Genomic DNA, 24,731 nt, shown 5'->3' on the forward strand with positions numbered 1-24,731 from the left:
TGAAACTGGGCGGCTAATCACTCCTCACCTAGCGCTCCACCGGCCCCAAGGGCCGCTCTATGCAACGTTGCTACATTCTAGCTGTACTGCTGTGTTTTCTTACCAGCAGCCTGCTCGCAAATCAAGATTCAACATTAGCCTTTCGCAACGGCAAAGAACTTTCGAGGTGGATATCCACCTACTACCTTTCACCCCAGCCCGAAAGGCTGACCGCCGCGATTAACACTTTTGCCGCAAATGAAAATTCCATGCAACGAATTGAACGGCTAGACCCTATGGTGCACTTTTTCGCCGCGGCCATTAGCACACAACCGCAAATTCAACAGCAGCTTAAAGCCAGCAATACCAGGCGAAGCGGAAACGCAAAAGAATTTGTCGATAGAATAGTCCGTAAGGGCAAACATTTTTCTACCCCGGCGGCAAACGACCCAAATGATCTCGACCTACTGTGGAGTGAGTTTTATGCCACGGGTAAAGCGCTGCCGGTCGAACACATCACCAACGTATTGGCACTAAAAGCAGACGCGATCAATTTAGATACCAAGTTTTGGCAGCACGTAAAGATTTCCGAAAAAAGCAAAGCGCTTGAACTACTTCACTCTTCTGCTACTTGGTCGATAAGTCAAAACGCCAAAAATCACCAAGCCGTTCTTGCCGTTTTAAAATCGATCTCAGCAGACGAAAATAAGGATAACGCTATACGCGATAAAGTGAAGGGAATAATAGCGCCACTGTAGAGCAAGAGTAGCTCAGCTACACCTCAGCTACACCTCAGCTACGCCTACGCCACACCTCAGCTACAACACGCCACCCACACGTGGTATTCATCACACAGAAACGGCGGCCTTACGCGTGGGCCTGCCGCTGGCGCAAAACCTCGAAGAGCACCACGCCTGTAGCAACGGACACATTCAAACTGGAAACACTGCCCTGCATAGGTATTTTTATCAGATCGTCACAGGTCTCTTTAGTTAATCGACGCATACCATCACCTTCGGCGCCCATAACAATCGCGCGGGAACCGGTTAGGTTCGCTTCATAGATATCGACCAAGGCTTCACCTGCCGCACCGGCAACCCAAACACCTTTATCCTGCATCTTTTTAATGGTACGAACCAAATTCGTCACCACCACCAAAGGTACCGTCTCGGCAGCACCACAGGCTACCTTGCGAGCAACTTCATTTAAGCTTGCAGAATTATCTTTGGCTATGACCACCGCATCTACACCAGCGGCATCAGCAGAGCGCATACACGCACCTAGATTGTGCGGGTCGGTTACGCCGTCTAGCACCAGAATAAAAGGGCTATCGGCCTCGTCTATCAATTCCAGCAGCGATAGTTCATCAAACTTTTCTCCGGGCTTCGCCAGCACAATAACGCCCTGATGATTGCCACCACTGCACAATGCATCCAACTCTTTGCGCTCAACTAAGCGCGGCTTTATTTTGTGTTGTTGCGCAGTCGCAAGCAAGCTCTTAACGCGCTGATCTTGCCTATCGCGGGCAACAATCAACTCACAAACACGTTGTGGAGCCGATTTTAATATTGACTGCACGGCGTGAATACCAAAGACGGTCTCAGTTTTCATATTTACCTTACTGCTTATTTTGTTTTTTGCTTAGAGGCTTTTTTAACTGGCGCTTTCTTTGCCGGTGCCTTTTTTACTGTTGCCTTACTAGCCGATGTTTTGTTTACGCGCTTTTCATGTTTATTGTTCACGCTTTTCTTTTTTGGTTTGGCTTTGGCTTTGGCTTTGGCTTTGGCTTTGGGTTTTGCACTTGACTTAGATTTAGCCTTAGGCGTATTCCCAGCGGCCGTTTTTGCCTGTGTGCCAGGCGACTTGCGTTCGCTTTTTCCAAGTGTTTCCGTGTCTGCTTTCACCGCCGTGCGCTTACGCGGCACTCTGCCACCCGCGCCGCGATCATCTTTGCCTGCCCGCTCTTTGCCTTTAACCGGCATTTTGATTTTTTTCTTTTTGCTTGCTTTAACGCCTGTTAATTCAAAATCAATTTTGCGTTCATCCAGGTCAACACGAACAACTTGCACTTTCAGCTCATCACCCAAACGGAACACCTGACGTGTTCGCTCACCTACCAAGCGGTGGTGGGTAACGTCGTGCTGGTAGTAATCCTGAGGCAAGCCCGTTATGTGCACCAAACCTTCAATATAGATATCCTTTAGCTCCACAAACAGGCCGAACCCTGTTACGGCGCTAACCACCCCCTCGTATTCCTCACCCACGTGGTCCTTCAAAAATTCACACTTCAGCCAACTCACCACATCCCGCGTTGCGTCGTCGGCTCGTCGCTCAGTTAACGAACACTGCTCACCAAAAACAGCCATGTCGCCCAAGGTGTAGGGGTAAATAACTTCTGCCGATAGCGGTGTAGCATCCGGGTGACGAGTAACGCGTGAGGTTTCAACATTAGAGCGCACCACCTTGCGAATAGCACGGTGAACCAGCAAATCTGGGTAGCGACGAATGGGCGAGGTAAAATGGGTATAGGCCGGGTAGGCAAGACCAAAATGCCCAGCATTCTGTGGCTGGTAAACCGCCTGGTTCATACTGCGTAACAAAACCGTCTGAATAATTTGTTGGTCTGGGCGGCCTTCAATGGCGGCCATCACCACTTGATACTCCTGTGGCGTTACCTCCTCCGTCCAGGGCACCTGAATGCCAAGCTCAGCCAGAAACGCGTGTACCCGTTCGATTTTCTCTGCCTTCGGCGGCTCATGAACACGATACAACCCCGGTAACTTCAGTGCTTCAAGAAAACGCGCACTACAAACGTTAGCCGCTAACATGCACTCTTCAATAACTTTGTGTGCATCATTCCTATCGGTGGGCACAATGCGATCGATCTTTCGATCGCTGTCAAAAAGAATACGCGTTTCCCGTGTTTCAAAATCGATTGCGCCACGTACATCTCTGGCTGCGCGCAACACTTTGTACAGGGCGTAGAGCTCATCCAGCTGCACCAGGCATTCCCGAAGCTCCTGGCGAATGGCACTTTGCTTTTGCCCCTGCTCGGCCAGCGCCTGCCCCACCTGCGTATAGGTAAGTCGCGCATGGGAATGCATTACACCTTCAAAAAACTTGTAGCCACTGATCTTTCCCGTAGCACTAATGGTCATCTCACAAACCATACACAAACGATCAACGTGCGGATTTAGGGAACACAAGCCGTTGGAGAGTACCTCGGGTAACATCGGTACGACAAAATCGGGAAAATACACCGAATTGCCGCGCACCTGCGCTTCGCGATCAAGCGCTGAGCCAGGCTGAACATAGTGAGAAACATCGGCTATGGCGACAAACAAACGCCAGCCGCCGCTGCGCTTTGCCTCGCAATAAACGGCGTCATCAAAGTCGCGCGCATCCTCACCATCAATTGTAACGAACGGCAACTCCCGCAGGTCTATACGATTAGCTTTATCGGCTTCAGCCACCTCTGGTGAAATACCTTTAGCTTCGGAATCAACACCCCCAGGCCAAATATGAGGAATACCATGGGAACGAATAGCCACATCAATTTCCATTCCGGGCGCCAGATGATCACCCAACACCTCGGCCACATGCCCCGTAGGCATTTGATGTCGGTCTGGCTGAACCACCACATCGACCACCACAATTTGACCGGGAGCTGCTCCTGCGGTCTTGTCTGGTGGAACCAATACATCACGACCTATACGGGGGTTGTCTGGCCGCACATAATGAATACCCTGCTCGTGAACAAACTTGCCGACAATCTGCTGGGTATTGCGCACCAACACCTCAACAATACTGCCTTCAATACGCCCGCGGTGCCCTTCGGGCCCTGGCCGTACTAACACTTCATCGCCGTCGAAAACCTTGCGCATCTGGCGGTTAGTTAAATAGATATCCTGGGAGCCATCAACCGGTATAACAAAGCCAAAGCCATCTCTGTGGCCCTGCACGCGCCCCCTAATCAGTGCCATCTTGTCGACACGTCCGTAGGCACCCTTTCGGTTCGACATGATCTGGCCATCTCTTTCCATGGCAATTAAGCGGCGGCGCAGCGCCTCCTTCTGATCGTCATCACCGACCGACATCGCTGCACCCAACGCTTTACGGCTCATTGGCCCAGGCGACTGGTCTAGCAGCTCGAGAATATATTCCCGGCTGGGAATCGGCTTTTCATAATTGGCTGCTTCGCGCGCTGCGTGAGGGTCTTTGTTCGACGTTCGCTTTCGTTTGCTCAAGAGAGGTGTCCATGAAGGGAAGGGGGTATATAAAGGCAATATAGCAAATTAACACGAACCACATAAGCAGTAGGCAATTGAACTCGACCAATTGACAACAGAAGCCAACAAATTTATAGTGCGCGCCCTGTATTTGATGCTGGTTGAAATGCCGCCATACTAGGTCTTTTCAAGTGAAAGTACAGGTAGACAGGCAACACAACAAGCTGTTTTAAAAGCCCAGATGGTGAAATTGGTAGACACGCTAGCTTCAGGTGCTAGTGCTCGCAAGGGCGTGGAGGTTCAAGTCCTCTTCTGGGCACCAACTATAAATTGTTGTTTTTGCTAGCGATAATTGAATTCTAAGACGCCGAAATTACTCACGTGATTTCGGCGTCTTTGGTTGTGCGCCCAAATTGTGCCCATGTGGTGCCCACAATAAAAACGCTCTAGCAGCCTTGTTTACGGCTATTGAAACCTAGTCTGCTCCTGCCCTGTAAATCCACCTTAAAAACATTGGACGCCAAGCTGTCAAGGGCGAATAAAGTTTGTGAATAACTAGGGGCAATTAACCCGCGATACACTTAAACAAGTGACCGTCATGTTGATGCCAAAAACAACCATTAACCAGAATGATCGCTTTATATTTGGGGAATACCAAATCGGGCTTACCCCGTAAATCTGGTTTATGCAGTCGATACCTAAAGCCTCTTCTCATGCAAACCTTTGCGGATTAACATCTCAAACTTCGTATTCTTCCCGCCATACGTTTATCCCGAAAAACTGGCTCTATAACTTTGTGGCTGTAGATTGACATACCGATCCACTGCACCGTTTAACTGATATATTCTCGCCTGTTGCCTGAAGTCATACACTCGATAGAGGCTGTAAGATCTTTCCCTTTCTTTGGAAAAAGCAACTTCATTTTCACTGATAAAAAAGGGTTGGTATTTGCCGCTGTTAGTAGTTTTTACCTCAATAAATAACTCTTCGTCACACTCATGGTTAAAAGAACGAACATCATAGCCCAAACCATCACCCTGCTCGTTACTGCTCCACTCTACTTCTCTTGCGAGATCTTTACGACCAGCCTGTTCCAATCTGTAGCGCTCATATTCAATCACGAATGCCTCGCCCCGCTTACCTAATTTACGATTGTTACATTCACGCTCGGTGTAATTAATTTTTCTAGCTAAGTATTGGCGCTTGGGCTCTTGAATGTTACAAATACGCTCAGGCAGCTCTGGATCCAATACTGTAGCCCAATCAATCTGGGCGGGAAACTCTGGGATTAATACATCAGCTATCTGTGCAATATGCTCAATGTCAGACTCATGGGCAGCTATATGCGCCAACACAACCGATTTAAGCTGCTGCTGGTAGTTGAATGCAGGTTTATAGCCTTGGATATACGGTTGCCCCATGTCAATTAATACTGCACTAATATTTTGATGTTTGAACTCAATAGAACCTTCACTACGCTTATTGAGCCTGCGCATTAACCTTCTGCGATGCTCTGCCTTATTATATTTTATGCCACCGATCTCTTTACTTAACATCACGAAATAATCTTGCACAATAGCTTCACATTCCAACCAATCCCAACCACTACCCACTTTAAGCAGTTCAGCACGCATTTGATTATCGATTTTTTTATTCAAGGATATTTTAAATAATTCTCTGACTACACCATTAGTCAACAGCTCAAACAATTCGTCATCCAGGTACGAAAAAGAAATACATTCAATGATAGTGGACGAAAGATCGCTCATACTGAGACTGCTGTAAGCGTCAGCCTTACCCGGTTTGATATGGTGGTGCCAAAAGCCATTGTTTCGCAAATAAAAGAAAGGCACGTATGGATTGCTGTACTTACCGTGTCCGGTCAAGGCATTAAAGTGACGATTAAAGGCTGCGTTAAGCGCATGGTCATAAGCTATACGGTTTTCAGAAATTAAACCGCACTCGATAAGATCAATAACCGCCAATAGCATGGCTACTTTTTCAAAAGTTTCTTCTTCATAGTTCACTGAGCTGAGTGCCAAGCTAGAAAACCTGTACTCGTAATCTAGCAAGCCCATGACTGATTCCAATAAACAATTTTACTTGATGTCAACCACCAACATTGATGTTCACGCCCGAAGCTCCTTCGTAGAAAATGGTCTTCGTGGATGGTTTCTATTAAATCTTGTTCTTTCACGTTATTCTCTTTCTAAGAATTCACTAATTCATACCGTCCGGACTTGCTACTATCCACCACAATTAAAAATTCAACCTAGGGTGAATAAACCTCTCCCTTCCCTCCTACTGCTCGACTAACACGTCAATACTAACCAGTTTTTTAAGGTATTCCGAGGCCGTCTTCCGCTTGGCAATGATATGCATTTAAAGGGACAGCTTTATTATTAACTACCCACAAACCCTACTCTTTTATCGTCGACCAAATAAAGCGAGATATTCGGTGAAATAGAACTGTCGGTTACGCCGCCCTCCAGTCAATTCGGTCAACACGCCATACTTTACAAAATCACTCACTAAAGCAGCCGCAGTATTTGTCTTAGTATTCAGCAGCGCAGCTACCTCTTTAATTGAGACCACGGGGTCTTGATAAAGGTGACGTATCAACGACTGCACATTCTCTTGTCGGCGGGCACTAAAACGTAGCAAGACCTCTTGTTCCACTCGCAGCTTCAACGCCAAAATGTCTTTAAACACCTGAATGGAGTTTGCCGCCGTTTCAACGACACCATGCAAAAAGAATATCAACCACTGCTTTAACTGACCGGATTCACGAACGGCCATCAGGCAATCCACATACTGCGTTTTATTACGCTCAAAATAATCTGACAAATACAGGGCAGGTTTATTTAATAAACCAAAGCTTGCCAAGTAGAGCGTAATCATCAACCGACCCAAACGGCCATTACCATCTAAAAAGGGGTGTATGGTCTCAAATTGATAGTGCGCTATTGCAATTTTGATCAAATGAGGGGTTTTAAGCTCTTCATTGTGGAAAAACTTCTCCAGGTCGCTCATAAGATCAACGACTTCATTTTGATGCGGAGGGACAAAAATGGCGTTTTTCAAACTAACGCCAATCCAGTTTTGGCTATTGCGAAATTCACCGGGGTGCTTACCCTCGCCTCTTACTCCGGTCATTAGTATTTTATGGGTATATTTGAGTAAACGATTCGATAACGGCACGGTTTCCAATTGCTTTATAGCGTGATTAATAGCCGAAATATAATTTTGTACCTCTTCCCAATCATCACGCTTTTCCGGATCAATATCCTGCTTGTCGAGCAGGGCGTCTTCTATTGTGGTGCGGGTACCTTCTATTCGGCTGGACTGCGTGGCTTCTTTGGTGATGTGCATACGAATAAAGAAGTCTACATCGGGTATGAGTTGCGAGAAGGCATTTAACTCCCCCAACATCCGGTCAGCCTCACTCAGTAGCTGCTGAATGTCGCCATCGGAAAAGACCCACGCATGATTAATGGGCTCAGGGGCAAAGCTCTTGTATTGGTATTGCTGCTTATAATTCCCAGCGTTGTAGTCGTTAACATCCATTCTTATGTCATTTTCCGTGTTTGTTTTCGACATTAGGTCGCTTCAATGTCGAAATGTATGCCTTAGTCAACCTTATGTCAAATTAGACGTTACTTTTCGACATAGTAGTTTTCTTATGTCAGAAACAATCTTAGGCTCGGATTTGGGGAGCTGGTTGGTGATTACGCAAGTGGAAGCATGTGCGCTCATCAAAGGCCCCTTATCGATATTTAGGGTTAGCCCATTAGCCAATATGTAGATGGTTTCAAATAAACCTAGCTACCGCTATTTCACGTTAACGGAACACTAAGAATCCATTAATTCATACCGCTCAAATTCGTTACTGTCTGCGGTAATTAACTGAATCAACTTAGGATGAACAAACAGCCGTTCTCTACCAAGTTGTTGTTCTATCAACACACCAATACTGACCAGTTTTTTCAGATATTCCGAAGCCGTCTGTCGCTTGGCAATATTGGCATCTACCAAGTTATTGATGCGGCAATAGGGTTGCTCAAAAATCGTATCAATCAGCTCACGGCTATATATTTTAGGTAACTGCTCCCGCACATAATCGGCGGTGTGGTCTGCCAGCTTACGAATACTAATAATTTTCTGTGTTGTCCATTGCGCTGTGCTTTCTACCGCTTGCAGCATATAGAGCAGCCAAGGTTCCCATGCCTGCTCGCGAGTCACTGTGAGTAGATTGCTATAGTACTGGCTTTTGTTAGCGATGATGTAACGGCTTAAGTACAAAATCGGCAGGTTAAGCAATCTTTCCTGCACTAGGTACAGGATATTCAAAATTCTCCCGGTGCGACCATTACCATCGGTGAAGGGATGAATTGCCTCAAACTGATAGTGCATCACTGCCATACGTATGAGAGGGTCTAGCTCCGGGTGTTCATAGAGCAATTTCTCCCAGTTGCTTAGCAGGTCACGAAGCACTTTTTCACCTTCAGGAGGTGTATAAATGATCTCGCCAGTTTTATCATTCGCCAGCTCTTTGTTTACAAGTACAGTGCCAGGGACTTTGCCCACGCTCATATCGATACCTTTAATCTGGCTGCAGATGGACTCTGCCATATTGGTATTGATGGGGCGCTTTGATAACGCCTGCCAGCCTTCATATAAGGCTCTGCGATAGCGCAAGGCCTCCTTAGTCGCTAAATCTGCGTGGGCATCATCGCCATCGGCAAATTGAAAAAGTTTATCTGTGGTCGTGACGATATTCTCTATTTCAGAGCTATCTTTGGCCTCTAATAATGGCAAAGTGTTGATCAACATCGCCTGATTGGGAATTAATTCAGCTGCTTGCTTAAGCTCTGCCAATGCGGCTCTGGCTTCAATGCAGCATTTTAAGACCGCCCTGGTTTCCAGCTCGATGGCTGGGGGCAATAGGGGAAGATCGTTATACGGCTTTTCGGGGTGCCGGCTCATATGTTTGCAAATTCTACTTTTGTCGACATGTTATGAGCTTATGTCGACAGCATCGACACGTCAAGACAATGTGTCTATATTATTAAAATATGCAAACATATGTGTATAGCTCATAATAAATGCGGCTTTTTTTGCGAAAAAAAGAATTGTTAAGTTTTGAACCAAAACTACCTTATCGACCCTCACAAGACTGAAGAGCAATTCTATTCATGTAACACTGAAAGTAACACCCTTAAAATTAGATCTTTAAAAAAACCAATGTAATCAAATAGATAACAAAGAATTAAAAGTTCTCTTCTGGGCACCAAATTTTAAAAAGGCCGATCATCGCTGATCGGCCTTTTTTATTTCTACCCTTACTAAAACTACGCTTTAGTCGCTACACAATACCGGCAGCGCTACTGCACGCGCATATCATCACCCACTCTAAACAATTCTAGCTGCTCTCCCGAATGCATGAGAAAACCAGCATTCGCCATTTCATCCGCCTCTGCACGCCTACGCACCTTTTTGTCATTACCGCTTTGATGAGTAAGAACCCTGTATTTAACTTCCAAATTAGATTCCGATTTAGGTGCCAATTCAGACTCCATGTCACTCTCAAAGCTACTGGTAAACTGCAAATCAATGTCGCCTTGCTGGACATACCCATCGGGCTCTAGGGCAAAGAGAACATTATAGCTATCGACACAAAACTCAAAATTTAACTGGCGCAAACCACCCCAATGATCAGTCATGGCCATATGTACCGAGATTCCATTAAATTGCTTTGTTTGCTGCTCGCCCGGTTTAATCGCCGGGAAAAAAACTCGCTCAAGAGCGGGGGTAAATTCAGACGAGAGAGCCATTAGAGCGCCGTAAACTGTTTGGTTAGTGACTACCTGAGCATGAGGGTTGTTTTCTATCGCGCTTAACAGCAACACAGGATCGAAATGCCCCCTATGGGAGTGAGTAACAAGGAACAAATCGATACGGTTGTACGGTGCCTCACCCTTCGCAATGCGCGCACGCACTTCTTCAGAGGGAACAGTCACTTCAAACGTCTCAACAAAATTGTCGAAGGCAGCATCCACCATAATTTTCTTGTTTTCAGTTTCAATTAAATACCCCGATGAACCGATATAAGTAATAGTTAACCCCGACCTTGAAGCTTCACCCGTATTTTTCGGCATTTTCATCTGGCTGCTGCACCCCACCCCCCCAGCCAAAATCCCCAACATCACCCCAGCTACACCAAATAATTTCATAACACCGCGCCCAATTAGATCGAGACAATTACCCATAAAACAGCTGAACAAACTAACATTCAAACTTTGTAGAAAACCCGTAGTATCGGCCATACGTAGGTCAAACTCCATTCATCCGGGAAACGGTTGAGGCACAAATAATAACTTCAATATATTCAGCCTAAGAGCTTCACTTACACCCAACCTTTCATTCCGTTTTCCATAGTGTTACTTACCAAGAGACGACCGACTATTTTCTAAAAGGCGCCTCTATTATCCCACCATATTTCGGTTAACGTGCACAGTCGGCGGAGACTCCATTTCCCACAAACCACCAAGCATATGCCGATATTGAAAATACTTTGACGCCCTAGGGGGTAACATGGAGCAAGCAAACACCCAACACCTCGGGCCACAGCACACCCTAAGAAATTCATTCACTCTCCCGGCAAGCGGTCATGACACCACTCAACCAAAAAGCGCAGATATTTCACGCACTTCACCACAATCAAGATATGCTTGTTCTGGCAAATATTTGGGACCCCATTAGTGCGCTAATTGTCGCCAAAGCCGGGGCAAAAGCCATTGCTACAGCGAGCGCTGCCATGGCAGAAGCACTGGGCTACCCTGACGGAGAGCAAATACCTAAAGACGAAATGCTCGGTGCAATAGCGCGTATAGCGCGAGTAGTCACATTACCGCTAACCGTCGATATAGAGCGCGGCTACGGCGAGACAAAGAGCGCCCTGCAAGACACCATTGAACGCCTGATAGACATGGGCGTTTGTGGCATTAATATTGAAGATAGCCTTGTAGAAGGCGGTGAATTACGAAAGCCTTCCGATCAAGCTTTACGTATAGAAACCGTACGCGAAACAGCCAAAAAACTTGGAGTAAACCTGTTTATAAACGCTCGCATAGATTGCTTTTTACAAAAGGGAATTCCACAGGCGGAGGCAATTACTGATACCCTCTTACGGGCAAAAGCCTATGAAAAAGCCGGTTGCAATGGTGTTTTCCCCGTAGGCGTTCACGATTTACCTATAATTCAACAATTACGAACAAGCATCAAGCTACCCCTCAACCTGATACACATCCCAACCATGACCACCCTGCAACAACTACAGGCAGCCGCCGTTGATCGTGTTAGCGTTGGCCCATTTTTCATGCGCGCAAGCATGGCAAGCGTACAAAATATTGCCGACCAATTACTTATGAACGCCGACGCCACGCCACTGGAAATTGCCATGGATAAGCAATTTTCACTCAAAGCGTTATTGGTCAATCCTTAGGGCGCCCAAACCACAATTTTCAATAGCGCACCGAAGCCGTATTATTTACACGTATAGCTGCATCTATTACGGGTGGAGCCAACACTCCATAAGTACATTTTTCCCGCTGATTCTATAGGCCAGGCTATTCGATAGGTTTTGGCATTGAGTGTCCATTTGGTATATGCGCAACCACCTCCAATTCCAGCCAGGCTTTATTTCCAGTGTGCTGAACCTCTATCCACACGGCAGCGGGCAGATTTTTACCGTAGTAGCGTTTTCGAATGTGGGTATTACGGCGTAAGGCTGGTAGGTCATTGCTGTAGATCTTTTCTTTAATGACATGCTCTGCCGTCAAACCAAATGAATCAAGAATTAAATGCAACTGCGTAACAGCCGAATCCAGCGCACCACCCATAGTCTCCGCTTCGCCAATAATACCCGACAAATACAACGTATCGTTTACCGCAACCGCTTGCGAGTAGCCTATCTTCGTCTGCCACTCATCATGACCATAGCGCTTAATGTCACTTGCGAATGTAATAGTCGAAAACAATAGAACCAGTAGCAACATGTATTTATTCATAATACGAAACTCCGCAATACCAGACACCCCCGTAAATATTACGCCAGTAAAACTAATCAGAATGTGAAATAACATTGACCCAATTGGTACCCACATCCGTACTGGCACTGAGGCGCTATCATAAACTTCAACCAAGAGGAGGCTTACGCTAGCCACCGAGGCGCCCACGCCTCCATAAGCTTTTGCCCGCAAAGAGCTATAGGGTACCCCTATTAATGGCTTTTTGAGTCGATAGCCCGCGGTAACCCTATACTTCCTCGCCCCTTCAAAAACTGCTAGCATGCGCGCGCCACGGGCAATCGAATTAACTTTTTAAAGGCCAAATCACCATGAGCAACGAAATAGTCAGAAGCCGTCGTCTCCGTAAAAAACTATACTTGGACGAATTTGCCATTTTGGGCTTTGAATTCACGTGTAAAATCGTAGAAGTATCAGAGCAAGAATACGATGCTTTTTTTAACGCCTTAGCCGACCAAATGGAAGAGCGAGATTTATTTCTGAGCATTGATGGCCAAAACAACCACTTTGAAGGTTTTGTTACCTCGGGTGAGCGCTACGGATCTGCCAGCGAAGATGACCGCAAAGCAATAGAGAAAACATTAACGGCCTCCACTATCGTTTCCGATGTGGTGGTGGGGCCTCTGGTGGATGCTTTTTACGAAATCTAATTCCCCTAGGCGTTACCTAAGGGCCGCTACAAGGCCCTTTTGAATTACTCAATAGCCACAACACTGAAAGACTCCCTGCGCTGGTTAATCTGCCAGACCACATCATCGCCAACGCATTTCCCCATTAACACCTGCCCCAAAGGGGTAGCCGGCGTAATAACCTGTATGCGCCCCAGCTCACTATCAATACCCAAGCCTCCAGCCGCCGGCCCTATAAATAAGCGCCGCTGCTGCTGTTGATCATCCGCTATGCAAATCAGTGCGCCCAACTGAATAGTGGCGTCTGCATTAAACAGAGGACGCTGGAAATGCTGGTAGACCGCGATGGATTGCTGTAATTCGGCAATACGCATGGATTGTCCGTGGGCCAAATAGGCTGCCTCTACGGCGAGGGTGTCATACTTATTGTCGGCAATATTTTCAGCATGGGTAGCACTGTCGTGCGCCTGCTTGCCGGCGGCGACAGCCGTGCTAAGCTCACGCTGTAGGTGTTCAATAATGGCGCAAACTAAATAATGCATAGTGAAGACTGGGTAATAGCGGTAGTAGTGCTGTCCATAATAGCTGATGCATAAGGCCTTTGACGAACCAATAAAGTTATACGAGATAGCGCTAGTAATGCCAACTGGATAGCCAAAACATTAATTCTATACATGTTACTCCAAGGGTATATTTATTCGAAAGAGCGGAAAATGCTTGGAACCAATTGTAAAAACGCCTTCAATTGGCCTAGCAGTACACGCTACACCCAATTTCCATACAGAGCCTTTACAGCAGCGCCTAAATACTCGACTAAACTCCAATGATCTCTAGGAGATTCAAATACTTCATTGGTCACCATATTCAAAAAAGGCCAATCAGTTGATCAGCCTTTTATTATGCGTTGCAAATATTCCCTCACGCCTTCATCCAAAGCTCAGCAGAACCCTAGCCCCACCCAACGCTTTAGAGTCACCAATACTCAATTCAGCGCCGTGCCATTGCGCGATTCGCGAGGCAATGGCCAGCCCCATACCGTGGCCGCGCTTACTCTCCCCAGTTTTTCCTCGCCAGAAGGGTTTAACTACATGCTCGCGTTCATTTTGCGGTATACCTTTGCCGTCATCTTCAATAGAGAGAAATAAGGTGGCGTTTCCGCGCTGCAGGGATACCAACACCTTGGACTTTGCATAGCGCACGGCGTTACCGAGTAAGTTATTCACTAGCATAGCTAGGTAGCGTTTATCGGCACAGAGGCTTGCCCTGTTCGTTTCGCATCGAAAATCGATGTGAATGTCTTCAATGTCAAAATTACATATAGCCGCCTCAATGAAAGACTCCAAGTCAATACTTTCTTCTTTTTTCTGAATACGATTTTCGTCCAATCTTGCGTATTGCAACAGCGTTTCGATTAGTGACTCCATCTCTTCCATGTCACGATTAACGCGTTTTGCGTATTTATCTCTTTGTATTTTATCGTCGGTATCGGCAATGGCATCCAAACCAAAACGTAGGCGTGCAAGAGGTGTTTTTAGGTCATGGGATACCGCGCGGCTCAGCAATTTATTGTCTTCAATAAGTGACTGAATACGCTCGGCCATACGATTAAACTCGAGTTCAATATCCTGAATATAAGAAAATCGATTGAGTTTTACACGTGAGGTCAAATCCCCTTTACCCAGCACTTTGGCAGTATCTCGTAGTGCGATAAGCCGATAAATTAGCGGCCAGATCCATATCAAAATAATGGCGATTACACCGGCATAGAAACTCAGCGTTAAAGCAAGCTCCAGTTGACTTTCAGTTTCGGATTCCATCAGTGGGAGCGCCACGGCTAAAACCTGTTCAGACTCGGGTAGGGCATAATGCGCAGTTATACCCTCGTCTGATTCCAGTAATAGAGGTTCACCCTGTAAAAACTGAGAGTGAAGTGATTGTGGAACGGGGAAATTCTCCAAGGGAATAATCGCCAGTTGAAAGTGGCTACTTGCATTCCAGTTACGAACAAAATCGAATTGGTGTTCACTGGCCATATAAAGAGCGAGTATATCTCCCGAATACATTAACGAAGAATTGGTTTCGGAATCGATATTCTGCTGTTCCGCAGCAAAATAAATTTGGTTTAAAATCCAGCCCAAGCCGACAATTGATACAATAACAACCGCAATAAGGGAGATACTTAATTTACGCATCGCCCCAGGCATCCTCTGCAAATAAATAGCCTTTACTGCGTATGGTCTTTATTTTTCGAGGGTTACTGGGGTCATCCTGTAGTTTTTTTCGAATACGGCTGATACTTACGTCTACCGACCTATCGAAACCATCGTACTCAATACCTCGAAGCTGACTGACCAGCTGAGTTCGGCTAATCACTTTTCCTGCACCTAAGGCGAGCAACCAAAGCACCTCGAATTCGTTTGAACTGAAGGTAATGGCATCCCCCTTAAGAAATACGCTTTTCGACCTAGCATCAAGCTTTAAATCCCCAAATACACGCAAGGAACTCGTTGGTGCGGTGGTATCCATGCGTCGCAATAATGCCTTAATTCGAGCAAGTAAGATTCTTGGCTTTACCGGTTTATTAACATAATCATTCGCGCCTAACTCTAAACCCAAGACTTCATCCGCCTCCTCACTGCAAGCGGTCATCATCAATATTGGATTACTATAGAATTCGCGAACTTCCCGACACACTTCAAATCCATCCTTTTGCGGAAGCATTATATCCAGCAATACAAGATCTGGATTATCTGATCGAATAAGTTCTACGGCGATATCTCCACGGTTAGCTTGGGTAACCTGGAAATCGTGCTCGCTCAGGTAGTCGCAAATCCAATCGGCAAGGGAAGCATCGTCTTCAACGACCAATATATTTTTCTGCATATTCGATAACTGTTAAAACAGCCTCCAACCGGTCGACACTTTTCTACGATTTTTGTACACCCAGGCTACATCCACCTTCACTTCGTACACTATCTGCATTCTAGATTCATCCTGAATATAGAAACGTTCACTGGCCTTGGATTTAAATTCAAAGCTAAAACTTTGCAATTTTTCACCGTCCCAACACGCAAGTGGCCCCGCAACGTCGCCCATGTACAAGCAATAGCGATTTTTCCCTAGCGTTAGCCATTCAAAATGCACTTTTTGATAACAGTACTGCCCTTCGTGCAAGGCAATACAGCGGTTTGGCTGTGCGCTTAGGGGAAGCTCCTGCAAAGGCCTCTCTGCTAATGCCTGTGAACAAACAACATACATCGCAGCTAAAAGAAACCCGTTTCTCTGTATAGTCATATCGCCCTGAAACCTCGCCTAAAATACTCGGTTAAAACTAATCAGGGCATAATTGCCATTGCTATCACTCATAAGCGGGCTTTTACGAGCCTCGTCAGGGTACTGATCAAACCCAATGTAACCCCGTAACACCCACTTCTCCGACAGGGGCCGAATAAAACCTAGTTGCAAACTAAGAGAAGCCGTACTGCCAGGTGAGTAGGCCGGGTAAAGATTCGTCGCCTCATGCTCCTCCACTCCAAACCACATATGATTGGTTTTAGCGGAGTTATACATCGCACTGGCAATACCAAAAAAATTCCAGTTCCGATATTGCCAGCCGCGGCCCACCCGTAAAGAACTCGTCACGCCGTTACCTTCAAGGGTGTCGGCCAGTAATCGATACTGAACAACGTAGTCATCGACATAATGCGTTACGCGCAGCCCAGTACCCATGTAAAACGTATTCCGTTCATACAGCTTTCGATTTTTTTCTTCATCGCTATCATCTTCGTGAATAGTTAAATCCATATCCGGCTCGTAGAATCCATTCATGCTACCCGCAAGGAAATCGACCTGCCACGTAGGGTTTTGCCAAAAAGTGTAGCCAAGATTTAATCCATCTTGGGTTCCTTGGGTTGCTTCAATAAAGAAACCGTGTTTTCGGTACTCACCAAAGAAGTCAATATCGATACCAAATCCAGCCTCACCGTCCACTTGGTTAGATTCTAGCGGGCTGTGTATATGACCCACTACAAGGCCTACTTCGAAAAAGCCACCATCTTCGTTTTGCGATTCTCGCTCGCCAGTGGTACGGACATCACTTGCAATATCCGCCGCGAATAACGGCAATGTATACAGCAGTACAATACACAACAGAATAGAATGCAGGTAATGTTTCATAATTTGAATATTCAAAATGGAGTTAGACCACAGTATTCTAATTGGTTCGTTGTAAAAACGTGTAACAGAATGTTTCTACCTTCAGCCACAGAACGTCTGTTTGTAACACTACGTAACCGTGGTGAACAAACAGATACAGCAAATAAGTACTATTGCCACGAAAATGTCCGCATTCAATGTACTCAAAGGATCGAAGTCATGAAGAATAGCGCCGTAACGTTAAGCCTATTATTGTCGTGTTTTTCACTAAGCCCATCCCTATTCGCCAATAGCGACGACACCTCTAGTGGTGAGCCAAAAGTTGAGGAAATGATGGTTATAGGCTCAAAGCGTCAGGGAGACTACACAATCATTACTCAAAATACGGAAAAATTAGTGGAAACGGCCGGCGCAATGGGCGACCCCTTGGCCGCTGTATTTGCGCTGCCCGGCGTCGTCTACGCTGATGGACAGGAACCCGCTGTTAGAGGCTCTAGCCCTAACGATAACCAGTTCGTGGTCGATTTTATGCCCGCAAGCTACATTTTCCACGCGTTTGGGGTTTCCATATTCAGCGAATTCATTTTGCACGACTTTCAAATGTACTCCGCTGGCTTTGGGCCAGAATATAGCAATGCGACCGGTGCAGTATTTGATGTTCGACTAAGGCAGCCCAAAAACGAGCCGCTTTCGGCCGTTGTTGATTTTTCCATGCTACGCTCAGGTGTTTTTCTTGAAGGTGGCGTAACAGACTCTTCATCCTTCTATTTGTCGTATAGGCAAAGCCTAATAGACCTGTTTGTGGATGCAGACGCGCTTTCCGACGAGGACGAGGGCATTAAGTTTACCAAGGTACCCTCAGACAACGATTACCAGTTCAAATATAGCTGGGATGTGAACGAGTATCACCGGCTATCACTATCAGCCAACGGCGCCTCCGATAATGCCGAGGCCGAACTCAACGAAAACATCGACTTTGTAGCCAGCAACCCCGATTTCGCCGGTGATGCAAAAATTGAAGAAAAGTACACAGGCCAAAATATTGTGTGGGAATACACAAACGGAGCTGGCACCGAATTCACCTTAGGTTACGGATTACTGAACGACAACAGCCTCGCTTACTGGGGCGACAGTTACGCAGAGGAAGTAAACACCAAACAATCCACGATCAAGTCTCGCTTCAGTCTCCCAGCGGGTAAAACACTCAGCTTTGATATAGGTAGCCAGCTCGCGGATATTAACCTCGACTATTTATTGGATTCCGTACTTTTCGTTTGTACGGAGTTTGACCCCGCCTGCGATGACAAGCGTACAGAGGAGCGATTACTCGTGCGCAGGAACAACAAGCGGCAAGAAATCAGTCATTACATCAACACCATTTGGACTCCATCTGATGACTGGCGGTTTGACTTCGGAGTGCAATACCAAGCAAACGACTATACCGATGAAACATTCTACCTCCCCCGTTTAGCGGCAGCGTGGCAGGTAGCGCCACAAACCACCTTGACAGCTAAGGCTGGCCAGTACAATCGGTTCCCCGATTTGGGCACCGTAATGCCGGAAACGGGCAACCCTGATATCGCATCCCCCACGGCCAATCACTTTACCTTAGGCGTAGCGCAAGTAATTGAAAATGGCTGGAGCGTTTCATTAGAAGGCTATTACAAAACGTTGGACAAACTACCCAAAGCGATTGCCGCCGACGAGCCCAATTCAGCATTACACTACGTAAATGGCATAGAAGGAAAAGCCCGTGGCATCGACCTAATGATCAATAAAAATCGCACCGATCAATGGTGGGGTTGGTTCGCTCTCAGCTACGGTAACAGTGAGCGAACAGATATAAGCACAGGTGAAACGCGCGAGTACTATCTCGACACGCCCTTTATTGCCAACTGGGTTATGAACTACCAATTCAGGCCCAATATGAATATCGGCTGGCGCTGGTCGATTCGCAGCGGGCAAACCTATACGCCCATCGATGGCATACAACAAAACCCCTGGTTTGAAGACAGCGTGCTACCCGTTTACGGTGAAGCCTTTTCTGAAAGACTGCCCTACTACAACCGCTTAGATATTCGCTTTTCCTGGGAAACAACAACCTTCGGCAAAGATTCAGAGTTGATTATCGATATTATTAACGCGCTCAATCATAAGAATATTTCCGATCGCTCTTTGGATTATCAGAAGGTTAACAGCATTGAGGATGAAGTTATCACCGTAGACGAAGCTTCAATCGGCTTACAGCCAGCCATTACATTCAGAATGCGCTTTTAGTTAGGACCTCACGAGACATACGCCAAGGACCGAAACTTCGGCTGATCGCATGCGACCAGCCGTTTCTTACTGCTCCAAATATTTTTTCAATAAAGCTATTTTATCAGGTGACAAACTGCGTGTAAGAGGCATATACAAAGTAGTATCACGATACTCTGCTGAAATTCTCTTTAATAGTTCGCCGCCAATCGCATTAATCGTTGCTTCATCATTCAGCGGTATACGTTTAGACATAGCCGGAAACAGCACATAGAAAAACCGAAGGCAGTGCTCGTAAACATCTTCCCAGGTCACGGTATCGCTTTGTAAAAGTGCCTCAATATTGCCTTCTGGGTATTTTCGGAAGGAATTAAAATAGAGCTGATTACTGTTCATGGAATAGTTCAGCGACATAAAGCCGTCACGGCCAATAATATGCGTCAATTCAAAATCAATTTCAGTAGCCCCAGCGGGCACACTCAATTGGCCCGGAAATTCAAAAAAGTGGTTATTGGGTAATGTGCCCGGAGCTGAACTGGTTACGTCAACGGTAATCGACGATTTCAATTCGCCACCCAACTCGCGCACCTGCAAGCCTACTTTCGAAAAATACTCTCCGGTTTGGTTTACGTAGGTATTCCGGCAATCGCTATAGATACGGATAGGCGCCTCAACAATACTCAAATTATTCTCGGTACTTTTTATAACAATCGGGTTATTCACCAATTCGGTTACGTCATTGCTATCTAAAGGAATATCGTAAAGCCCACCATAGAGGTAATAGTCGTTTGGCAGTGAAGCAGTTTCCAACAATGTACCCGCCGCTGTGCCAATTTCCAGATTACCGTAATCCACATTGGGTTCAATAGGCCCTGTATTGTCCTGACCCTTTTGGCGAATAGCCGAACCTTCCAAAGCACTCACTAAATCTAAGCTGAGTAGCTTTTTATCGACATCCAAATGAGCCAAACCCTGTGCGCCACCCAAATTCTGATTTTGCAGTAAGCGCCCCGGCGACACCGTAGCGGTTTCACCGGTATACCATGGGCCTATGGAGCCTATAATTCGCCCCAAAGACGGATTAGCGTCGTTGCGGTTCTGGGCATAATTTTCTTGCATCACCTCACTGGATAAACCCGGATAAAACTGAAACATAGAAAAACGCACGACAATGCCCTGCGCTCCGGGTGCATTAATAATGTCATTGAGAATACCAATACTGTTGTCGTAGCTAACAATATCGTCTTTATTAAACGCTAACTGAAAAGTACCACTGGCGTAGGCAGAACCGGGAGTTCCATAAGGTGGCTGGGTTTTACTTTTATCGTAGCGCAAGCCGAGAAAGCGCGAGTAACTTACCGAATTGCCTTTTACTAAAAGCACCGGGTTAGGGTAACCAATTTGCAAGCCACCTGCGTAAATTTGTGTAGTGATACTACTGGTGGGGTCGACATCCACCATTACCGGCCCGCCATAGGGACCATCGCCTGTTTTCGGGTCTACTCCGCCCAGCAAGTAAACACCTTCCCCAATTAAATCACCATGCGTAGTCATGCCGCCGGGGTTGCCCGTAGAAGACACTTTATTGTCCATCAGCTGTACTTGATGGTCGCCGTAATAGTTCCAGCCACCATTGGCATAATAATCGCCATTCGGCGCGCGCAAGTATTCAATGATTTGCTCGTCGGTGTCAGAGCTTGTAACTTTTGCCTCGGCAAGATCAACTATTTCCGGAGAATACTGTTCGTTATTGGCGGTATCTACGTTTGTGCTTCCACCGCCCCAAAAATTAATACGTGGTCCGTCTAAATAACTCATTTTGCACCTCCTGATACTGGTGATTGAGCAAACAGAAAAATAAAGCTGTAATTCGACTTAACCTTGTCCCCAGGTACCCGTGCAGTTGAATGGCAATCCATACAGCTACTCGTTGGCTGGATATAACTCTCCATGGTTACATTAGCCACCACACCGGGTGTAGGCGTACCTTGAGGGTTACCGGGGTTTAGAGGGTCTACCGGCCACTGCGGCGATATCAGCTGGTAGTACTCAAACGGCGTGCCAGCCACATTAGATTGCCATTCGGCATTAACGGTTTTTACCGCATCCTGCAGTGGGGTTACACGGGTAATTTGATTGGGTTTAGTAAACGGTTGGCCCGATTTTTTCGGCGAAATATTGGGGTCACAATACTCGCCAGAACAATTGGCACTGTAATAAGAGGCATGCCCAGTAGAGGTGTTTACGTTATCTACCTGCTCGAACGTGGCCCAAACCCATTGAGGAAAACCCGCCGGTTTGTAAATAATATGAAAACCCACCAAACCCACCGTCGCTGCACGTGTAGTGCCCGTGGGCTTACCCGTATCATCGAACACCTCTACCTGCACGGACATGGTTAAGAATCGACTCGCATCGTCATCGCTCTGTATAATTTTCCACGCCGCCTTAATTTCCAGAGCATCGTTGGGAAAGCTTACGTTTTCGGCCTGACTAACAACCTGCTCATTATAAAATTGATGGCTACGAACATAATTGTACGACGTTTTATTCACCGCAATTGAATAGTAGGTGGGGTTGTTGTTTTGATCTATCAACCAACCACCAACGGCCTGCGCAATACTCTCTTCCACCGGTAGGCCTGCATTCGCTTTTGCGGCATAGCGTAATACCGACTGCCCGGTGCCGTCGCGCCAAGGGCCTGGATCTATTGCACCGGGTAGAAATATTTCATCGGTTGTTTTAAAACTCTCCCACACGGTTTGTCCTGGCGAGCCCAAGTTCATAGAGCAGTTTGCTACGCCCCGTTGGCCCGTTTGTGCTGGCCAGTTAAGCGCTACGAACTGCTGCCATGCGTAAACGGCAAAATCGCTAGTAGACGCTTTAGCAGAAGGGGGGGATTCAGGGAAAATACACAGGGAGGAATCAATTATATTTATCTTTGAAACCTGTTGGTTAACGCTAACTTTAGTCGCTTCATTTTTTGTTTTTTTCTGTGGTGGCGGTAGTTCACTATCGCTCTGTGAACACCCACTTACCCCCGCCAATAATACTGCCATACACAACATAATCTTGTTCATAGCAAATCCTTTTATTGTTATTAAAGGTGCCTTAAAGGCTGCTAGCATTGTGGTTGTGTAATACTGCTCTGACAAGCGTGGCTTTAAAAATTGGCGTATACATGGTTATTACGGCGTACGATTTCCCGAACAGTGCGCAAACGCGCGTATGGCAAGCCGCCCGACAACACTAGATTGCGGCGTTGCGGAAAAGGCTTAATAGGAGACGCATAAGAGTTTACGCTTTTACCTAGGCAGCGGTACTCAACCGTGAGCACCGCTCGCCGTAAATGCAGATATTTTTCATTTTGTCCATATACCGAGTACACGCCTCGACCACCGCTAGAGTACTAACTCAACGTGCCATCAACGATGGATAAACAACAGGTTCTGGAGAGGGAACCCCACTAACGTAAAATAGTCAGTAATCACCAGAACTTACCCAGCAATTACGCTGAAAAAACTGTCCGTGCGCATGGACGCATACACAGAAAAAACCAACAATCAGCAGCAGATAGTTCGCAAAACCGAACATAAAATGAAGTACCCTACCCCCAATAAAAAAGCCCCGTGCAACAGCATGGGGGCCAATTCGAATTCATACAGAGTACGAAAAGAAGTGAACGTGCGCTACCCGCGTTATATCAGCTTATGCAATATGTCACGCGCGGTAACAACACCAACCAACTGACCATTGTCGGTAATAAACAAACGATGAATATGTTTATTAACAATTAATTCGCAGGCATCTGAAACCGGAGCATTCACGTCTAGCGAGAAAACCTCGGGAGTCATTATGGCGTTTGCCGTACAGTTTTCGTTGGCCCTCTCACGCAAGTGGCGAATATCTTTGTCGCCCAACTTCCCCCCAAAGGGCCCGCAATAAAACTGAGAAAGCTTTTCCAGCTCGTCATCGGTAAGGGTCCGGGTTTCGAACCTTACAACGTCAGACTGAGTAACAACGCCAACCAGTTCATCGTCGGCCGCAATAACCGGTGCGCCAGAAATACCGTGTTTAACAAAAAAACCTGCGAGCCGCTTAACCGACCACCCCTCATAGACCGTTAATACTTTGGGCGACATTAAATCAGCTATTGCTAAACCCAAGAGAGCTTCCTGAAATGAAGACCCGGTCATAATATGTGCTCCCATAATGTACCTCTACGTGTACTGGGGCGCAGCCCCAAGATAATCCAGTTTCACATTCGATTAATAGTGATGACTAAAGTATAGCGTTTGCTTTCGCCTGAATCACTTATATCAATTATTTTTAAATAATTCCATTGCTACGCAGTACTTTATGAATTTTTTTTGTGCTGCGAGCCAAATTTTGTATATCACCCAGCGTTGGCGTTTCCTCGTCGGCCAGCATTTGCTGCCAGTACTCGTACTCCCCCTCTAAAAATTGCATCATTTTTTTGGGGCAACCAAGGCACTTATTCTGGCAAATGCTCGATTCTGGTGCGTACAACGGAAGGTTCTGCTCAATCGAATACAGCAGAGCTTGCATTGCCTCCCGTGTACGTGGCTTCATATACTAAGCACTTAGACCTAATGGAAAAACTGCCGGTTTTCAGTATCGAATTCAAAACCTTCTATTGTGGCAGCATCAATCAAGGTCGCAATATATTGCGCGATTGCGGTGTTACGCACCTTGGTGTTTAGATAATCGGTAATTTTGTCGGCCACCTGTTCATAGGGAAGCTGACGCGCCTCTTCACGACGATGAATGTAAATCACGTGAACGCCATAGCGGCTCTCTAACGGTTTTTCTACCAAACCTACACTACAGTTAAAGAGTTGCCGCTCAAACTCAGGCACTGTTTGCCCACAACTTATTTGCCCCAATTGGCCACCCACTTCTGCCGAGGGACAACGAGAATGAACTTTTGCTAACTGCGCAAACGATTCTGGCGCTTGCTGTAATTGCGCAATAATAGTATTGGCCAACTCATTGGATTCTGAACGACCCGTTACATCATCAGGCGCAGAGGCAAGCAAAATGTGCTTCACTTCTAGCAACGGCGACGAACGAAATTTTTGCTGGTTTTTGCTAAAGTAATGTTCACAATCGCTTTGGCTGGCTTCGGGGTATTCCACTTCACGCGCAATTAACTGATCAACAAATACTTCTTTCTCATCAACGTTAATATCTAGCTGCTCTGCACGCTGCTTGAGCAGTTCGGCAATAATCAGCGCTTCGATGGCCAAAGCCGTAGCTGCTTCTTGGGTATCCGCAGGGTGATACTGTAATTCCCTGCCAATATCGTCTTCAGTAATGACTTTGCTATTAACTTTATACATGGGTTTTTTTTCACCAGATGCATTCCGCCCCTC

Annotated in this window: 23 protein-coding genes and 1 tRNA gene; 5 read left to right on the plus strand and 19 right to left on the minus strand. The window is 46.4% G+C overall.

The features are described from left to right. Positions 1 to 59: 59 nt before the first annotated feature. Complete coding sequence (locus H5336_RS06535) at positions 60 to 737, plus strand: hypothetical protein (RefSeq protein WP_185232545.1); 678 nt, start codon at positions 60 to 62, stop codon at positions 735 to 737. 109 nt (positions 738 to 846) lie between these two features. Here the strand turns inward: H5336_RS06535 and rlmB are convergent, their stop codons facing one another. Beyond that, a complete protein-coding gene (gene rlmB / locus H5336_RS06540) occupies positions 847 to 1,590 on the minus strand; it encodes a 23S rRNA (guanosine(2251)-2'-O)-methyltransferase RlmB (protein WP_185232547.1) in 744 nt (247 codons plus the stop codon). A gap of 14 nt (positions 1,591 to 1,604) precedes the next feature. Next, positions 1,605 to 4,226, minus strand: coding sequence for a ribonuclease R (gene rnr, locus H5336_RS06545; protein ID WP_185232549.1), 2,622 nt, complete (start codon positions 4,224 to 4,226; stop codon positions 1,605 to 1,607). Between the two features lie 217 nt (positions 4,227 to 4,443). On the opposite strand from rnr, the gene H5336_RS06550 reads away from it, so the two are divergent. Continuing rightward, positions 4,444 to 4,530: transfer RNA gene (locus H5336_RS06550), tRNA-Leu, on the plus strand. A 243-nt stretch (positions 4,531 to 4,773) separates the two neighbouring features. On the opposite strand, the gene H5336_RS23740 is transcribed toward H5336_RS06550, so the two are convergent. The 6 genes from H5336_RS23740 to H5336_RS06575 all read right to left on the minus strand — a co-directional run bounded on the left by H5336_RS23740 (position 4,774) and on the right by H5336_RS06575 (position 10,534). Then, positions 4,774 to 4,923: a hypothetical protein gene (locus tag H5336_RS23740; RefSeq protein WP_221627995.1), complete on the minus strand. Its 150-nt coding sequence runs from the start codon at positions 4,921 to 4,923 to the stop codon at positions 4,774 to 4,776. Positions 4,924 to 4,975: 52 nt separating this feature from the next. Further along, a complete protein-coding gene (locus H5336_RS23605) occupies positions 4,976 to 6,235 on the minus strand; it encodes a protein NO VEIN domain-containing protein (protein ID WP_221627996.1) in 1,260 nt (419 codons plus the stop codon). 274 nt (positions 6,236 to 6,509) lie between these two features. After that, a complete protein-coding gene (locus tag H5336_RS23745; protein ID WP_376766540.1) occupies positions 6,510 to 6,590 on the minus strand; it encodes a hypothetical protein in 81 nt (26 codons plus the stop codon). Positions 6,591 to 6,635: 45 nt separating this feature from the next. Next, the gene (locus H5336_RS06565) at positions 6,636 to 7,808 is read right to left on the minus strand and encodes a Fic family protein (RefSeq protein ID WP_246439045.1); all 1,173 of its coding nucleotides are present in this window, start codon (positions 7,806 to 7,808) and stop codon (positions 6,636 to 6,638) included. A 252-nt stretch (positions 7,809 to 8,060) separates the two neighbouring features. Then, the gene (fic, locus tag H5336_RS06570; protein WP_185232553.1) at positions 8,061 to 9,194 is read right to left on the minus strand and encodes a protein adenylyltransferase Fic; all 1,134 of its coding nucleotides are present in this window, start codon (positions 9,192 to 9,194) and stop codon (positions 8,061 to 8,063) included. A gap of 398 nt (positions 9,195 to 9,592) precedes the next feature. Continuing rightward, positions 9,593 to 10,534 (minus strand): MBL fold metallo-hydrolase, encoded by a 942-nt coding sequence (locus H5336_RS06575; RefSeq protein ID WP_185232555.1) that lies wholly within the window; start codon positions 10,532 to 10,534, stop codon positions 9,593 to 9,595. 344 nt (positions 10,535 to 10,878) lie between these two features. Between H5336_RS06575 and H5336_RS06580 the strand changes: the two genes are divergently transcribed. Beyond that, the gene (locus H5336_RS06580; protein WP_185232557.1) at positions 10,879 to 11,712 is read left to right on the plus strand and encodes an isocitrate lyase/PEP mutase family protein; all 834 of its coding nucleotides are present in this window, start codon (positions 10,879 to 10,881) and stop codon (positions 11,710 to 11,712) included. 124 nt (positions 11,713 to 11,836) lie between these two features. On the opposite strand, the gene H5336_RS06585 is transcribed toward H5336_RS06580, so the two are convergent. After that, on the minus strand, positions 11,837 to 12,277 hold the full coding sequence (locus H5336_RS06585) for a RidA family protein (RefSeq protein ID WP_185232559.1): 441 nt from the start codon (positions 12,275 to 12,277) through the stop codon (positions 11,837 to 11,839). 329 nt (positions 12,278 to 12,606) lie between these two features. Here H5336_RS06585 and H5336_RS06590 point away from each other — a divergent pair, with 329 nt between their 5' ends. Then, on the plus strand, positions 12,607 to 12,945 hold the full coding sequence (locus H5336_RS06590) for a YggL 50S ribosome-binding family protein (protein WP_185232561.1): 339 nt from the start codon (positions 12,607 to 12,609) through the stop codon (positions 12,943 to 12,945). A 44-nt stretch (positions 12,946 to 12,989) separates the two neighbouring features. Here the strand turns inward: H5336_RS06590 and H5336_RS06595 are convergent, their stop codons facing one another. From H5336_RS06595 to H5336_RS06615, 5 genes are all read right to left on the minus strand, one after another. Next, complete coding sequence (locus H5336_RS06595; RefSeq protein ID WP_185232563.1) at positions 12,990 to 13,466, minus strand: GreA/GreB family elongation factor; 477 nt, start codon at positions 13,464 to 13,466, stop codon at positions 12,990 to 12,992. Between the two features lie 384 nt (positions 13,467 to 13,850). After that, positions 13,851 to 15,116 carry an ATP-binding protein gene (locus H5336_RS06600; RefSeq protein WP_185232566.1) on the minus strand — a complete coding sequence of 422 codons (1,266 nt, stop codon included), beginning with the start codon at positions 15,114 to 15,116 and terminating at the stop codon, positions 13,851 to 13,853. Then, positions 15,109 to 15,807 (minus strand): response regulator, encoded by a 699-nt coding sequence (locus H5336_RS06605; RefSeq protein WP_185232568.1) that lies wholly within the window; start codon positions 15,805 to 15,807, stop codon positions 15,109 to 15,111. Before H5336_RS06605 ends, H5336_RS06600 begins: the two co-directional genes overlap by 8 nt. A 12-nt stretch (positions 15,808 to 15,819) precedes the next feature. After that, positions 15,820 to 16,218, minus strand: a complete 399-nt coding sequence (locus H5336_RS06610; protein WP_246439046.1) for a DUF3019 domain-containing protein — start codon at positions 16,216 to 16,218, stop codon at positions 15,820 to 15,822. 18 nt (positions 16,219 to 16,236) lie between these two features. Further along, complete coding sequence (locus H5336_RS06615) at positions 16,237 to 17,115, minus strand: MipA/OmpV family protein (RefSeq protein WP_246439047.1); 879 nt, start codon at positions 17,113 to 17,115, stop codon at positions 16,237 to 16,239. 183 nt (positions 17,116 to 17,298) lie between these two features. On the opposite strand from H5336_RS06615, the gene H5336_RS06620 reads away from it, so the two are divergent. After that, entirely contained in the window at positions 17,299 to 19,356 is a 2,058-nt protein-coding gene (locus tag H5336_RS06620) for a TonB-dependent receptor plug domain-containing protein (protein ID WP_185232570.1), read from the plus strand. Positions 19,357 to 19,422: 66 nt separating this feature from the next. Here H5336_RS06620 and H5336_RS06625 read toward each other — a convergent pair whose 3' ends face one another. The 5 genes from H5336_RS06625 to H5336_RS06645 form a co-directional block, all read right to left on the minus strand. Further along, positions 19,423 to 21,153, minus strand: coding sequence for a hypothetical protein (locus H5336_RS06625; RefSeq protein ID WP_185232572.1), 1,731 nt, complete (start codon positions 21,151 to 21,153; stop codon positions 19,423 to 19,425). Next, positions 21,150 to 22,415: a hypothetical protein gene (locus H5336_RS06630; protein ID WP_185232574.1), complete on the minus strand. Its 1,266-nt coding sequence runs from the start codon at positions 22,413 to 22,415 to the stop codon at positions 21,150 to 21,152. The genes H5336_RS06625 and H5336_RS06630 overlap by 4 nt, the downstream gene beginning before the upstream one ends. Positions 22,416 to 23,033: 618 nt before the next feature. Further along, entirely contained in the window at positions 23,034 to 23,531 is a 498-nt protein-coding gene (locus H5336_RS06635) for a CBS domain-containing protein (RefSeq protein WP_185232576.1), read from the minus strand. 133 nt (positions 23,532 to 23,664) lie between these two features. Continuing rightward, positions 23,665 to 23,928, minus strand: a complete 264-nt coding sequence (locus tag H5336_RS06640) for a hypothetical protein (RefSeq protein ID WP_185232578.1) — start codon at positions 23,926 to 23,928, stop codon at positions 23,665 to 23,667. A 17-nt stretch (positions 23,929 to 23,945) separates the two neighbouring features. Continuing rightward, entirely contained in the window at positions 23,946 to 24,698 is a 753-nt protein-coding gene (locus tag H5336_RS06645; RefSeq protein ID WP_185232580.1) for a peptidylprolyl isomerase, read from the minus strand. Positions 24,699 to 24,731: the final 33 nt, after the last annotated feature.

The sequence above is a fragment of the Teredinibacter franksiae genome (genome assembly GCF_014218805.1).
Classification (GTDB): Bacteria; Pseudomonadota; Gammaproteobacteria; order Pseudomonadales; family Cellvibrionaceae; genus Teredinibacter; species Teredinibacter franksiae.